Annotated in this window: 13 protein-coding genes; 6 read left to right on the plus strand and 7 right to left on the minus strand. The window is 42.0% G+C overall.

Going from position 1 to position 14230, the window contains the following annotated elements; genetic code table 11:
• Positions 1 to 29 precede the first annotated feature (29 nt).
• Positions 30 to 905 carry a LysR family transcriptional regulator gene (locus MHH56_RS18225; RefSeq protein ID WP_339202994.1) on the plus strand — a complete coding sequence of 292 codons (876 nt, stop codon included), beginning with the start codon at positions 30 to 32 and terminating at the stop codon, positions 903 to 905.
• 155 nt (positions 906 to 1060) lie between these two features.
• Here the strand turns inward: MHH56_RS18225 and MHH56_RS18230 are convergent, their stop codons facing one another.
• Both MHH56_RS18230 and MHH56_RS18235 read right to left on the minus strand, forming a co-directional pair.
• Complete coding sequence (locus tag MHH56_RS18230; RefSeq protein WP_339202995.1) at positions 1061 to 3025, minus strand: AraC family transcriptional regulator; 1965 nt, start codon at positions 3023 to 3025, stop codon at positions 1061 to 1063.
• A 319-nt stretch (positions 3026 to 3344) separates the two neighbouring features.
• Positions 3345 to 4520, minus strand: a complete 1176-nt coding sequence (locus MHH56_RS18235) for an MFS transporter (protein WP_339209653.1) — start codon at positions 4518 to 4520, stop codon at positions 3345 to 3347.
• A gap of 311 nt (positions 4521 to 4831) precedes the next feature.
• On the opposite strand from MHH56_RS18235, the gene MHH56_RS18240 reads away from it, so the two are divergent.
• Positions 4832 to 5377, plus strand: coding sequence for a TetR/AcrR family transcriptional regulator (locus tag MHH56_RS18240; protein ID WP_339202996.1), 546 nt, complete (start codon positions 4832 to 4834; stop codon positions 5375 to 5377).
• 54 nt (positions 5378 to 5431) lie between these two features.
• Here MHH56_RS18240 and MHH56_RS18245 read toward each other — a convergent pair whose 3' ends face one another.
• A complete protein-coding gene (locus MHH56_RS18245; RefSeq protein ID WP_339202998.1) occupies positions 5432 to 5731 on the minus strand; it encodes a hypothetical protein in 300 nt (99 codons plus the stop codon).
• Between the two features lie 188 nt (positions 5732 to 5919).
• Complete coding sequence (locus tag MHH56_RS18250; protein ID WP_339202999.1) at positions 5920 to 6744, minus strand: phytanoyl-CoA dioxygenase family protein; 825 nt, start codon at positions 6742 to 6744, stop codon at positions 5920 to 5922.
• A gap of 170 nt (positions 6745 to 6914) precedes the next feature.
• Between MHH56_RS18250 and MHH56_RS18255 the strand changes: the two genes are divergently transcribed.
• The gene (locus MHH56_RS18255; protein ID WP_339203000.1) at positions 6915 to 7724 is read left to right on the plus strand and encodes an AraC family transcriptional regulator; all 810 of its coding nucleotides are present in this window, start codon (positions 6915 to 6917) and stop codon (positions 7722 to 7724) included.
• 3 nt (positions 7725 to 7727) lie between these two features.
• On the opposite strand, the gene MHH56_RS18260 is transcribed toward MHH56_RS18255, so the two are convergent.
• A complete protein-coding gene (locus MHH56_RS18260) occupies positions 7728 to 8513 on the minus strand; it encodes a DUF817 domain-containing protein (protein ID WP_339203002.1) in 786 nt (261 codons plus the stop codon).
• A 158-nt stretch (positions 8514 to 8671) separates the two neighbouring features.
• Positions 8672 to 8908 carry a DUF3955 domain-containing protein gene (locus tag MHH56_RS18265; protein WP_339203003.1) on the minus strand — a complete coding sequence of 79 codons (237 nt, stop codon included), beginning with the start codon at positions 8906 to 8908 and terminating at the stop codon, positions 8672 to 8674.
• Between the two features lie 281 nt (positions 8909 to 9189).
• Between MHH56_RS18265 and MHH56_RS18270 the strand changes: the two genes are divergently transcribed.
• The 3 genes from MHH56_RS18270 to MHH56_RS18280 all read left to right on the plus strand — a co-directional run bounded on the left by MHH56_RS18270 (position 9190) and on the right by MHH56_RS18280 (position 12723).
• Positions 9190 to 9807: a TetR/AcrR family transcriptional regulator gene (locus MHH56_RS18270; RefSeq protein ID WP_339203004.1), complete on the plus strand. Its 618-nt coding sequence runs from the start codon at positions 9190 to 9192 to the stop codon at positions 9805 to 9807.
• 47 nt (positions 9808 to 9854) lie between these two features.
• Positions 9855 to 12194, plus strand: a complete 2340-nt coding sequence (locus MHH56_RS18275; RefSeq protein WP_339203005.1) for an MMPL family transporter — start codon at positions 9855 to 9857, stop codon at positions 12192 to 12194.
• Between the two features lie 319 nt (positions 12195 to 12513).
• Positions 12514 to 12723: a hypothetical protein gene (locus MHH56_RS18280; RefSeq protein ID WP_076265602.1), complete on the plus strand. Its 210-nt coding sequence runs from the start codon at positions 12514 to 12516 to the stop codon at positions 12721 to 12723.
• A 131-nt stretch (positions 12724 to 12854) separates the two neighbouring features.
• Here MHH56_RS18280 and spoIIP read toward each other — a convergent pair whose 3' ends face one another.
• On the minus strand, positions 12855 to 14108 hold the full coding sequence (gene spoIIP, locus MHH56_RS18285) for a stage II sporulation protein P (RefSeq protein WP_339203007.1): 1254 nt from the start codon (positions 14106 to 14108) through the stop codon (positions 12855 to 12857).
• Positions 14109 to 14230: the final 122 nt, after the last annotated feature.

The following is a 14230-nucleotide window of genomic DNA, read 5'->3' on the forward strand; positions in this document are numbered from 1 at the left end:
ATTTTTCACAGGAGCTATAGATACTGTCTATGATCAATTATGAGCTATACAAAGTTTTTTACTGGACGGCGAAGAAGGGAAGCTTATCCCAAGCCGCAAAATCGTTATATATCACCCAGCCGAGCGTTAGCCATGCCATCAAGCAGCTGGAAGACAGCTTAGGCATCATTTTGTTTTACCGGAATTCAAAGGGTGTTGCTCTGACGCAAGAAGGTGAAATCCTTTATTCCTATATTGAGAAATCTCAAATTCTCATCTCGCTAGCCGAAGAAAAGATGGCGGCGCTTAAAAATTTGGACAGCGGTGAGCTGCGGATCGGTGGAAGTGATTCGTTATTCAAGCATTATTTGCTGCCTTATTTGGAAACTTATCACGAAAAATATCCCGGTATCAAGCTGCATCTGAATCATGGAACGACACCAGAAACCATCGCTTTTCTGAAGGAAGGCAAAATCGATTTGGGCGTCGTTCGTATGCCCATCGTCGATTCGCAGCTAGAGGTTATGAAGGGCATTCAGCTGCAGGATTGTTTTGTAGCAGGAGCAAGATATGCTGAGCTTAAGGACAAGGTGCTTTCTCTAGAAGTGCTGCTCCAGTATCCAATTATCCTGTTCTCTCGAAACAGTCGTGTACGAATGGCGATTACCGAATTATTCCAAAATTATGGGTATCAAATCAAGCCTGAAATTGAAGTAGGAAGCGTTGATTTGCTCATCGAATTCGCGCGGAAAGGCCTCGGTATTTCTTATGTGACTAAAGAATTTATTGCCAAAGAATTGGAAGAAGGCTCTCTCTTTGAGATTCAGTTGGATATTCAGATGCCTCCTTCCCAAGTAGGCTTTATGATCATGCACAATATGCCATTATCCAATGCGGCAAGCAAGTTTTTGGAGTTAGTTAAATAGCAGATTATGGAAAAAGGTCAAGTGCGGTGAGTACACACCATGCTTGACCTTTTTTCTATCTGTGTTCATGCATCCAATTTCATACCAGCGTTTTAAATACTTTGTGTAAGAATATTGAATGATTGCTAAACTTACAGGTATTTCCCATACCTAAATTACTTAAGCTTCGATAGACCAACAATCCAGTCCGCCAACTCCTTCGTTTGTGCGAGGAGAGCGATAGGATCACGATACCATGAACGTTCTTCATTCCAAAGGAAAATTCGTTCTTCACGTACCGCTTCCAGAGAACCCCATATCGGATCTTTTTTGAGCTCTTCCAGCGATGACTCGGTCGTGAGGACGATGTAGTCCCCTGCATACTCCGGCAGTTTCTCTATTGATATTTTCGAGTAAGTATTAGCTAATATATTTTCAGGGATTGCAGTTGGAGCAGCAAGGCCCAGCATCTGATAAATATTTCTGCCTCCACGACCTGATTTGGGGCCAAATGCGAAAACTTGTCCATCATACTCCTGGAATACAGAAAATGTAGAACCTTCTGGTAAAAGCCCTGCGATTTTCTCCTTCGCTTCAGCTGTATGGAGATCATATTGTTTCAACCATTCAGCCGCCTCATCTTCTTTGCCTAATACTTCTCCAAAATAGGTCAATTCTTCATGAACACTATTGAAGGTATTAGAGGCGATAGACACCGTCGGTGCAATCTCACTATATTTCTCATAAACCTCTGGCTTGGTCGTATGTGTAATAATAATATCCGGTTCTATAGAAAGGAGCTTCTCTATGGAATCACCGACATCTTCCACACCTTCCAAATGACCCTGTAAATACGGGCTATTCAACAGCACATTATTGGAACCGATCGGTTCAACACCAAGAGCAATTACGGTGCCCAAATAGTCAATAGAAGCAACTCGCTTCGGATTAATTGGAATTTCCACATCACCAAAATGGGTAGATACTATTTTTGTTTCATTTAACTGCGCAGCAGTTGAAGAACTATTGGCAGACTGATTGTCTGATGTTTTCTCTGTTCCTGTCGTATTGCCCGAACTCGCGATTCTCGGGGTATTAGTTGCTGCTGAGCATGCACTAACCATAATAGCAAAACAGAGCCATAATGTGGACAGCATTACCGTTTTGGAGCCTTTGTTCATTGTGTAATCCTCTTCTCCTATGAATTGAGAATGTTTTTCATTCTCATTATAAATATAGTTTTGAGAGGTTTGATTAACAATGGAGTTTTTTAACGCTTTTTTTGTATGATTAGAACCCTGACCTTGATCGGACAGATGTTTATTTCGAAATTTACCAGGTGCAATACCTGCATATTTTTTGAAAATACGATTGAAATAGAACAAATCTGAATATCCCACATTCAGTGCGATCTCTTGTAAAGTAGCATCTGTCGTAAGCAATAAAAATTGCGCTTTCTCTATTCTCAATTTAATGACATATTCAATCGGACTGAATCCTGTCTGCTCTTTAAATTTGCGCGTAAGATACTGTGGACTATAATTGAGCTCCAAAGATAATGATTCCATTGATTTCGGCTCTTGATATCTATCGGATAAAAAGCGCAATACTTGCTCTGCTAGATTATTTTGACTGATTGCCTCAGAGCTTTGCAGCATTTGACGAAACAGCCTATGTACGAATTGATAAAATACCCCTCTAACCTGCAGCATGTCCAGCTTGTTTGCTTGAATCCAATCCCTATGCATCATTTGTATAAATTCCAAGAGTGCCAACCCGTCATATGGAGTATAGCTGTATGCCTTCTCGAATGGATTATCACTTTGCATCAGTAATTTAAAATCATATAGACAGTTTTGCGGCAATACAGCCTTATAAAGAATCAGATAGTATTCAATTGCCGTTTCTGCTTCGATCTCCAAGCAAGCTCCTTTCCCACCATGCAGCACATAAAACCTGTCGGCAAAATGGACATCTCCGTCCAGCCAAAGCCGACCTCTGCCGCGAACAATATAAACAAAGGTGCTGGTGGGCAATGTATACTTTTTCAAGCATTTTCCTTGCTCCAACGTGTTTTGTCTAACATCTAAAACCCTTACAATTGCCTGATCCCATAATTGGATATGGTCATTAATGTTCATTTGCTTCGATTCAAATCCTCTCTCTGCTCTCGCAGCGATCAAAGTGTATTACTCTTTGCTTTTTAGCAATAAACACTTATATAAGTGCATTTATTGAGAATTGTTCTCATTGTTATTGTATAGGAAAATAATAGAACTTTCAATTTGCAATCATGAACACAGTTGTAGATCAAACAAGTAATAAGCCTATTGCATGCAACCGTCGACCTCTATTTGGCATTCTGGCGGAGTTACAGCAAGTATGTTGTAGCTGCGAAAAGCAAAAAACCACCTCCAAGGATGGTTTCTAATACATAGTATTAATATCGATATTTTAAGATTAGCGTGATTCGAGAGAAAGCGATTCTGCATGAAGAGACGGTTTCTTTTGTAACGAGCGTTTCGCAAAAAGAGTAAAAAGAATCAAGGAAATCGCGACGGACAAAGCACTGACGATGAACAACACCTTATAGCTTGCATACTGAGAGACAGAGCCTAATATGATCGCACCTAACCCAATACCAAGGTCATTAGCAGTCGAGATAGAGGCGTTCGCTACGCCTATACGGTTCGGGTGGGCCAAACGGATCGTAGCCGCTTGAAGAGCTGGCTGCGCGGAACCGAAGCCAATACCATATAAAATCGCCGATAGTAGTACGCCCATCAATCCGCTCGAGAGGCTCAACACAATCAATGCACCAAACGTAATTACAAGTGCCGGTACAATGACAAAAATTTCTCCGTACCGATCAGATAGTTTTCCCGAAATAGGACGGCTTAGGGCAAGCGTTGCAGCAAATGCTAGAAAAAACGAGCCGGAATTAACCTGAATCGACTCAGCGAATAGCGGAACAAAGGTTGTAATGCCGCCATAAGCAATAAAGAGAAAAAAGACCGAGGCCGCAACGGGCAAAACCGAATTTTCGAATAATTCAATTTTTCTTGTGCCAGCTTTTGGCTGGAAAGGCATTTTTGCACCTAACATCAGGAGCAGTGCTCCTGCAGAGAGGAGCACAGCGATTAAAAACAAATCGCTGTATGATCGATTCTGAGCAACCCATATGCCGAACATTGGGCCGATTGCCATAGCCAGTGTCATGGATGTGCTAAACCACCCCATTCCCTCGCCGCGGCGGGTGGACGGGATCATATCTGTAATCGCCGTCATCGTAGCGGTTGTAGATAGCGCCCAGCTCATGCCATGCAATATTCTGAGCCCCAGCAAAACAGCAATTCCCCCGACCCAGTTATACAAATACATTGCTAGGATGAAGAGAATCAGGCCCCAAATGATAAACGGACGCCTGCCGAACCGGTCTAGCAGCCCGCCAACAAGCGGCCGTAAAATAACAGCAGACAACATAAAAGCACCCATCGCTAGACCCACCTGCGATTCATTGCCTCCCAGTTGTTTAATGAACAGCGGTAGCGTTGGATACAGCATATAAAATGCGTTAAATAAGAACAGGTTACCTATAGTCATGAGAATAAACGACTTCGTCCATAGACGTTCGATATTTCATTCCTCCTCAAGTGCAAAATGTATTGATTTCTACTAATGAACAATAATCAGGAAATACAGATGATATAAAGAAGCTTAATCCTTGGAGTGAACTCTAAGTCAATACATAAATTTCTCTTGCTTCGGAGCAAAATGTATGGCCAATTTCAATGACGTAATAATAATCATTGATTCATTAATGAACACTTGTCTATAATTATAAGCAGATGCATAACATCTGCAATTGTTAACTGAACGCGATTTGTTAATTAATGAACAACTTCTGTATATTTGTTAATTATTTACGAAAGCTTGGTGACCTGAAATTGGCTAAAGTGGATCGAAGAATACAAAAAACGCAGGATGCGTTAAAAAAAGCGGTTATAGATCTGATGTCAGAAAAAAATTTTGATGATATTACAATTCAGGATCTTTCCGACAGGGCGAATGTGAGCCGCGGAACCATCTATCTTCATTATTTAGATAAATATGATCTGCTGGATAAACTCATTGAAGAACATATTGACGTGCTAAGGGTAACGTGCAGAGCGGCTGCGGAATTGGATTTTACCGAATCGACTCTAATCTGGACTGAATATTTTGAACGTCATTATTCATTCTTTTCCATGATGTTAGCGAGTAAAGGCGCTCCTTACTTTCACGGTCGATTTCTTGCATTTCTTATCGAAGAATTTAAGAATGAAATCGATATAACGAAAGGAAAAAATGAGGGGTTAAATGAAGATCTTCTCGTGAGGTTTGTCGCTTCTTCTTTTGTAGGAGTAGTGGAATGGTGGTTCATGAATGAAATGCCTGTCCCCCATCATGTCTTAGCAGAACAACTGGGGACATTGCTGGAGAGGAATGTATAATCGTTATAAACGAACGGCATACATCATCTTGCCAAGTTCGTCAGTACAATAACTTTAGTGCTCTCTAATATCTACTAAATAAGGCTTGCGTATTAAATTAAATTTATAAACGAAAAAATATTCATTATCTGCCTTTACTAGATTCCAAGTTGTTAATGGAACTTTAATTTTATCCGTACGAGTTTGGTCAGCATATATAATACTTATAAAATGATTCCCGCCTTTACTCTCCTTGCTTTCAATCGTACCAACTGTGATACGAGTAGTCTCTATCGGCTTATAGATCCAAAATATGATAAAAACGATAGAAACAATCAAAACAACAATATACTTGTTTCTCATCAATTTAAGCATTATTGCAGACCGCCCTTTCTTGTCTAATCGTTTTTTTGTTTGTAGAAGTTAATTATGGAAGTAATTTCTCTTATTTCAATTTTGTTACAAATAATAAAACTAATTAATACTATAGTCAATCATCTTTTCTAAGTAGACGCTTCACTTCCTATCAATAAAATAGCCACCGCAATGGGTGGCTAGTACAATTATTTAAAATGACCCTTCGGCTTTTTGCCGCTCCATCTTTCGTCAACCTTTTCGAAGGCTGATTGGTATCTCGCATCCACACTAATTCGGTATTGATTGGTTGTATTCTCCAGTGAGCAATGCATTAAAAACATGCCGAAAATGAGTACATCGCCTGCCTGAAACTGAGTTGTCGCCCACTGACCACCGAACTTCTCCGTAATAACAAGCGGATCATCCGTGTAATGTCCCAAACCATCACGATCCGAATCTTTGGATCCATACGATTGCTTCAGCGTTTCAAATCGATGAGAGCCGAGGCAAATCGCCAGTCCCCCCATTTCATACGAAACGTCTCCAAGAGGAGACCATACGGTATAGACATTCGGGGTACCTCTTCCCATGTAAACAATGTCGTAGTGCGCTCCTGTAAAATCACCTTTGCCTACCGCACGAAGCCACTTGTAGTGATAGGTCAGTGATTGCTCACCGAGAAATTCATCGAAGAAACGCATGATGTGCTCCCCATTCAAAACATTAAGCAGTGCAGGAAGATCCTCGTTCGTTCCTCCAAAAAAAATCGTTTTGCTTCCGTCTGCCATGATGCCATCTTCTAATTGCGTATCCCGATCTAGCTTTCCCATCTGTTTCATCTTTTCCAAAATATTTGTTCGAGCCTGCATCACCTTATCGCGATCATGAAACCCGCGGATCAGTAAATAACCGTCTTCCTCCATCCGATCACGCAGCGCCTGAACATCATGAAAAATATCATTAGAGCTTCTGAGCTCTGTAAGCTCTTTTCCATCCATCTCCAACTCACGGCTTCCAACTTTTAGCTTCATTTCAATTACACTCCTCTACTCGGTATTTGTTCTAAGTGTAGAGGAAAATCTTCTATGCATCCATGGATACATGTATTCACATCATGTATAATTGTACATATTATACATAGAATTTACGGAAATTAGTAAAATTAAATGTATATTAGAACAATGGCATGGAGTTGATTAATATGACTTACATGAATATTCCTTATATACTTGGAAAAGAACCCATCAGCTTCCCTCAATTTAATTCGATTTGGAAAGTGCAGGCTGACGATGCCTACAACATTTTAACCAGTGAAGGATTCGTCGTTCCCGGTCTTTTTATTACTTATGAAGGTAAGGGCATCCTATCCCAAGGGAATGACCGCTATGAGCTGCATTCAGGCACTTTCTTTTTCGTTCAGGAGGGAATTCCCACCGAATACAAGTGTCAGGATAATAACTGGAAATTTTATTATCTTGATTTCAATTCCCTGGATGCCATTCGAAATCTGCAGCTCCCTGTAAGCAAGGTCGAAACAACCGGAAAAGCTGCAGAGGCAGTACTGCTGTGCGAGCGTATCATTGATACTTTGATTGCAGAATCCTTCGGCTACGCTTATTCTTCGAATATCTTCTTGCAACAATTATTGGTACTCTTTGCTAGAGAACTTGAGTCAGGGCAGACCTCGCGCCAAACCGAACTCAACAATATATTAATCTATATCCATCGGAATATGGATAAAGGTATTCGGGTCGAAGAACTCATCGAACGCAGCGGCTTGTCGCGAACGTCCTTTTTTTCGCGCTTCCGCGCATTAACAGGCCAATCCCCCAGCGAATACATGCAAAATTTAAAGCTAGAATCGGCCAAAGTATCGCTGGAGACAACAAGCCTGTCAGTGAAGGAAATTTCATCCCAGCTGCAATTTTATGACGAGTTTCACTTCTCTAAACTGTTTAAACGAAAGTATGGTCAGTCTCCAAGCAATTGGCGGTCTTCCAGAGGAACATGAATCCTAGCTGAATGATGAATCGTTTTTTGTCCGTTCCGCTTTTACATGTTTCAGCTGGGCGACGATAATGACACTAATGATTGCCAGAAGGAACCATGAGCTAATCTTACTGAAACTGACCAGCTGCCAGGTTTGATTCTGATCAGGATATTTCCAAGCATTAAAAAACGTGGCTATATTTTCAGCTAACCAAATAAAAAAACCTACAATAATAAATGAAAGGGTTAAAGGCATTCGATAAGTTATAGCTCTTACCCGAAATATGATCCATGTTTTCCAGAATACAATAAATACAAGCGCCGTCAGCCACCAGCGAAAATCAGGAATAAAATGATGTGTGAAAAAGTTGAAATAGATGGCTCCTCCAAGCAGCGCCGATGACGTAAGTCCAGGCCAGCCCGTCATGTCAATGCGTAGTCTCCGCCAAACCTGACACATAAAGCTTGCAACACTTGCATACATAAATCCGCTATAGAGCGGAACACCTAGCAACTTTGTATACCCTAACTCCGGGTATGACCAAGAGCCCATCCTTACCTTATAGATCTCAAGCAGTAAACCAATGATATGAAATATACAGATTACTTTGATTTCATCACGTGTCTCTAATCCGCTGATATACATGAGGTATTGCACGCCAAGCAGTACAAGTAGAATGGCATCATAACGATGAATGAAAGGTATTTCTACGATGTTAGAAAGAGCTAATGTTCCAAAAATCGCAACAGGAAATATGCAGCTCATCGCCTGATGGTAGCCAAAATGCAGTAGCTGTAACATTGATTTCAATTTATTTCTCTCCTCACCATGACCAAAGGATAACATTTCACGACAGTGTCAACGTTCTACAAATGTCCTACGAGCTAGAGCTCCCGCCATGTTAAATAAAAAAACAATTTCCTTTTCTGATCAGGAAATTGTTTTTTATTTTATTTTATTTTATTTTTCTATGAATTATGTTTATTTTTTTTGATCATAGTAATGACAGCCATCAACAATAATATAATAATTCCACTTAAAAATAATAGATAACTTAATGGAATTAAAAAGAACAATGGTTCTATTAGTGTACCATCTGGAGCGACTTCGGATTTCCCCATCATTCCGGTAACTAGACAAATGATTCCCAAAAAAATTGGGATAGAAACTAATTTTAACCACGCTGATAATCCTTTCTGTCTCACAAAAATCCTCCTCTTAGCTATCTACGAAAATAATATCGTCAATATCCATGTAAGTCAACATAAAACTATCGTAAAACAATAAATATTTGTTGTTTTAATCTTTTTCTATGCTCTACACTTTCCTATTTATAAGCTCTCGCTCAAATCGTTTAGCTCAACGCCACAAATCCGTAACAACTTGCTCATTGTGCATCATTGCCCATTGGGCAATAATATAAGTAGGGAATATTTTTGAAAAAGCTTCCATTCTATTTGAAAAGGGGTGAACGCTTAAGCGTTACATGATGAACAAACAAAGCCTACGCGATATCAAAAGAGAAGCAACCGCAAATGCGCTTGCCGATGCAGCTTTCGCTCTTGCTCTGGAAAGGGGAATGGATGGTTTTGTCGTCGAAGATGTCGTGCAACGCGCCGGTTACTCCAGAAGAACGTTTGCCAACCACTACTCCTGTAAAGAGGAAGCGATAGCTTCAGCAGCTCTCATCTTTAAAGGCGCCGACGAAATTGGGAATTGGATCAAAAGCTTAAACGAGGACATGTCCCCACTCGACATTCTTCACCAGTTGATGAAGCTGCATCTGACAGGAGAACATATTGGAAAACTGCGGCAGCTTGTATCATTTTCGAGGCAACACCCTACGCTTGAGCCTTACATCTTAAGCGGACTGCGCCGTTTGCAAATTATGGCTCAGGAAACTTTAGATGAGTTTTCCCATGAACGATATCCCGATGGGTATACCCACCTCCTCGCCGGAGCTGTTTATGGAGCCATGCTCCCCATACTGGATGGCAGCCTGAGTGTGCTGTTACCAGGTCAATCCGTCGCCGAGACCCCAGAGGCCGTAACGTTCGATCAATATTTAGACACCATGTTTGGTTACTTGCGAAACGGATTTTAGTACACGACCTCACGTTATTTCTACATGCAAAGGAGAATCATTAACAGATGTCAACTTTTCTGTACAGATTGGGTAAGTCAGCCTATACCAAGCCGTGGTATTTCATTATTAGCTGGATCGCAATTCTCGGAGTTGTACTCGCTATACTCGGAGTCAATGGAATCCATGTAACCTCCGATATGAAAATTGAGGGAACGGAATCGCAGAAGGTATTGGATCAGTTGTCAGCGGAACTGCCAGAAGCTTCAGGCGGACAAGCCAGCATCGTATTTACGGCTCCCAAAGACGAACGACTAGATACACCAGAGCGTTTGAGCGCCATTACTAAAGCTGTTAATGATGTTTATAACCTTGAATATGTTATTAATGCTGCTGAATTGGCTGCTAAAGCCGGCGCTTCAGCTTCAGAAAACGCTCAAGGGAGTGCACCACAACAAGGGGACGGAACAGCGCAAGCAACCACAGGTGAATTACCTCCCTTCGGCCCTCTAATGGTCAACGGTGTTCCGGTACCTGGCGTGATGCTTGCCTCTGACGGCAGCGTTGCCCTGTTCCAATTCCAATTCACCGTTCAGCAAATGTCACTTCCTGAATCGGTACCCGATTCCGTCATCGATGCCGCCATGTCTGTTGAACAAACGGGTATTCAAGCATTGCCAAGCGACTCGCTGTCAACTAAACCTTCCATTGGTTCGACAGAAGCTATCGGTATTGCCGTAGCTGCCGTTGTGCTATTCATGACACTTGGTTCGGTTGTTGCTGCTGGCTTGCCGCTTCTAACTGCCTTAATGGGAGTAGGAATTAGCGTAGGAGGAGCATACGCCTTCTCAAAATTCATCCATATGACTGATCTCACTCCTGTTCTAGCGCTTATGGTTGGGCTTGCCGTCGGAATTGACTACTCGCTGTTTATCGTAAATCGTCAACGCCGCATGATTCTTGATCAGGGATTAAGTGCGCGGGAAGCAGCCAGCAGAGCAGTCGGCACAGCCGGAAGTGCAGTGTTTTTCGCTGGCTTGACCGTTATTATTGCTTTGTGCGGCATGCTTGTCATCGGAATTGGCTTCTTGTCTGCCATGGCGCTTGTTGCTGCTTTGGCTGTCCTCGTCAATGTTCTGGTTGCTTTAACTCTGCTGCCGGCACTGCTAGGTCTGCTGGGTGAACGCATCTGCTCAGCAAAAGCGCGTACGAAGAGCAGCACCCAAACGAAGAAAACTGCTCAAGGGTTCGCACACCGCTGGGTAACAGCAATAGCGAAAGGCCGCTGGCTAATTATTGTTGCTGTTATTGTTATTCTTGGCGCAGCAGCACTACCAGTCGCAAAAATGGAAATGGGCATCCCATCAGGAGCCACGGCTAACTTAGATACACCATCAAGGCAGAGCTACGACGCCATTTCAAACGGTTTTGGCGAAGGCTTCAATGGCCCGTTGCTCCTAGTAGCAAAACCAAAAGGCGCATCGGACAAAGTGACGCCGGAATTGCTGAATGGTCTAGTTCAAGATCTAGGGAAGCATGAAAATGTTTCGCTTGTGACACCTATGGGCGTAAACAAAACCGGAGATATGGCGATTATTAGCCTCATCCCAAAAACAGGTCCAACGGATGCAGAAACCAAAAACCTAGTTCGTGAGATTCGAGCTTCTGATTCCAGCATGGCGCTAACGTATGATGTCACGGTTGGCGTAACTGGGTTCACAGCAATTAACATCGATATGTCATCGAAGCTGGCTGAGGTGTTCCCTCTCTACGTCGGCATTATCGTTATCCTATCGCTTATTATTCTGCTGCTCGTGTTTCGCTCAATCATCGTTCCACTCAAAGCTACGGTTGGATTCCTTCTCAGTGTGCTCGCCACATTCGGGATTACTACGGCCGTATACCAATGGGGATGGCTTCACTCCCTCTTCGGCTTTGATACCGGCGGTCCGCTGCTCAGCTTTATGCCGATTATGGTTACGGGCATTCTTTACGGTCTTGCGATGGATTATCAAGTGTTCCTCGTCAGCTCCATGCGCGAGTCTTACGTACATGGTCATCACGGAACAGAGAGTGTCGTTCACGGCTACAATCAGGCCAGCCGTGTAGTAGTAGCCGCTGCCGTGATAATGGTGTCCGTGTTCGCAGGCTTTATTTTCGCGCATGATATTATGATTAAGCAGATCGGTTTTGCACTCGCAATCGGCATTCTTATTGACGCCTTTTTCGTCCGCATGGCGCTTGTCCCAGCTGTCATGGCTGTCTTCGGCGACAAAGCTTGGTGGCTGCCGAAATGGCTAGACCGCATGCTGCCGAACCTGGATGTCGAAGGTGATAAGCTTCTAGCTGAACTGAAGAGCCAGGAGAGCGCTGCTACCATTAAGGCGAAACCTCGTCGAGCATATTGATTCAATTTTCGCTATATTGATTTACAAAAAAGGCAAACCAGATCATCTGGTTTGCCTTTTTTCGCATATGATCCCAAAGTCATGCATCAGGAATTGTAGAAGAATTATTGATCCAATTAGATTGACAAAATTATGATTGAGGATTCGTTGGGGTATACTATCGTGTATTGAGATTAAAATTCACTGTTTTGTATATTTTACAACATATTCTGAAATATTTTTTCTCATTTGCATTCACTTCCATTGCTTTGTATAAAGTTATTAGTGTATTATTTGTCCTTAGAATACAAAAAAATAGAACCGTAGAGGACGTGTTTACATGCAAGCAAAAATTACACTTCAAGAAGGTCAACGACTAATTACGAACAAAGATTTTGAAGTTGCGATTGCTCAAAAAGCAATAATCAAACCCATGCAAAACGGCATGCAGATTCGCCCAGCATCAACCATAACAGGATATAACGACGATTCTGTTCGCATGTCAGATGGAAGCATTATTCACAGAACAGCAAATTCATTTTTCGTCTAAAAACAATGTCTACAAGGCCGATGTAAAAATCGGTTTTTTTATTTTTTTATATGACCCTTAACATTAAGGTAAACAACAGAATGTGAGCATGGAACAAAAAAAGCAAGGAAACTTCCCCTGCTTTTTTTACTTTATTTAATTGATTTATAATACTCCGCAAACACGTCAGCGAAAGCCTCTGCTGTTTGAAGATTTTCTTCCAGTGTATTATTTACTCCCCCAAATTCCAGAAGCAGGCTTCCATTAGAGACGGACTGGTTGTACTCGGCATTCCCCTGGTGGGCGCTTTTCATAAGAACTCCCCTCGATATGCCAGGATACTTCTTGTTCAATAGAGCGTTTAACGCTTCGGCGAACTTTTTGTTTTCCTTATGCGCGGGATTAGCATCACCAATGACGAACATAATGCGCGCATACGTTTTACCATTAATGACAACCGTTGTTTTGCTCCGCGGAACATCTGCATCACGGTGAATATCGAAGAAATAGGATAGTGAAGTATTAGCCTTCATCGCCTTGTCGACTGCTTTACGCGATTCAACGTAGGCTTTTGTGTAGCTTAATTTCTGTTCATTCAGTCTTTCAGTAAAGTCGGTCTGTTCCACAATGGAGGATATCCCTTTTTTCTGAAGACTCTCAGCAAGCTTCTTGCCTACAAGCGTAATGTTCACTTTGGCATCGTCGACGGAGGTCCCTTTTGAATTGCCTAATACATTTCTCCAGGACTCCCTATTATGCGTATGATAGATATACACTTTACTGCCGCTTTGTTTGTTAGTCCCCGTATTCACAACCCAATTAGCAACGTAAGCGGTTCCTCCACTAGGCAGCGATACTTTATACCAATCTCCTTCTAATCCGACGACAGGAAAGGTTTCACCAGCTCTCGCCTTTGCAACAATCTCATAATCTAAACCAGGACCTTTGCGCAAATTAGTAGTATCTACTATATTTACTATAGCTTCCTTATCTTGACCACCACTCGGCTTGTTGGCATTTTCCTGGTTTTGTCCATTATTTGAAGTAGGTTGGCTGCCACTGCTCTCAACCGTCTCCACTACCCAATTTGCAACATAAGCCGTGTTACCGCTGGAAAGAGTTACTTTGTACCATTCCCCTTTCGATCCAACGATTGGATAAGATGTGCCAGCCTTCGCTTTGGCAACAATCTCATATTCTAGCCCCGGTCCTTTGCGCAAATTGGTAGTATCCACAATTTTAGCGATTGTTTCTTTCTTTTGAACGGTTTGAGCGTACTGCTGTACTCCCTGGCTTAGCTTTTTTCCTGCCGACAAGGTCTGAATTGATGCATAGGCAGAATCCGATCCCCCTGCTAATAATGTAAGAATGATCGTTCCACCCAATAGTTGATTTCTTAATCTCAAAGCTAACTTTCCTCCATTTCAAATACTTATTCTACGAATTTCGACAGCAATGGAGGAAAATCCTTCTAAACTATATTCTAGAACGCGAAAATGAGCGTAAATTCCTAGTAGAGTCATTCAAA

Source organism: Paenibacillus sp. FSL K6-3182 (genome assembly GCF_037976325.1).
Classification (GTDB): Bacteria; Bacillota; Bacilli; order Paenibacillales; family Paenibacillaceae; genus Pristimantibacillus.